General features: G+C 32.2%; 2 pseudogenes. Both read right to left on the bottom strand.

Annotation, left to right across the window (positions count from 1 at the left end):
* Positions 1 to 319: pseudogene (mhqE, locus tag IDG60_RS01100) on the bottom strand (ring-cleaving dioxygenase MhqE); the annotation flags it as partial.
* A gap of 77 nt (positions 320 to 396) precedes the next feature.
* Positions 397 to 550: pseudogene (gene mhqR, locus IDG60_RS01095) on the bottom strand (MarR family transcriptional regulator MhqR); the annotation flags it as partial.

Below are 550 nucleotides of genomic sequence, written 5' to 3'. Positions count from 1 at the left end.
TAACACCAAATTCATCAAAGCGCTGTTCATAATACATTAATGCGTCATCGTTAGGCACTCTAAAAGACGGTCTTGTAATGGAATTTGTTCCTGCCTGCCCTTTTGTAATATTTGGAAAATCAAAGAATGTCATATCTGTACCTGCTGAACCTACATCATCTGCAAAAAATGTATGATACGTATAAATATCATCTTGATTGACTGTCTTTTTAACTAAACGCATGCCTAATACTTCTGTAAAAAATTTATAATTACGTTCTGCATCATCTGTCATTGCTGTGACATGGTGAATACCTAGTAATTCATGATTATTTATCATTTTATATACCCTCTTTATATTTTTAGTGTATTTATCTCGAAATCGAGATATTTTAATGTAAATTTTTAGTGCACGCCTTACACTTCTGTAGATTGTGCACTTAGTTTCTTAAACGCTTGTTGTAAGATTGTTAATTCATCCTTTGTTAACACATCAAACGCTTTTGTTAATGTCTCAGCATGCTTAGGGAAAATATCTGCCATTTGACTTTGACCTTTTTCAGTTAAACAA

Source organism: Staphylococcus sp. EG-SA-2 (assembly GCF_017152085.1).
This window is presented reverse-complemented; position numbering and strand designations above follow the sequence as displayed.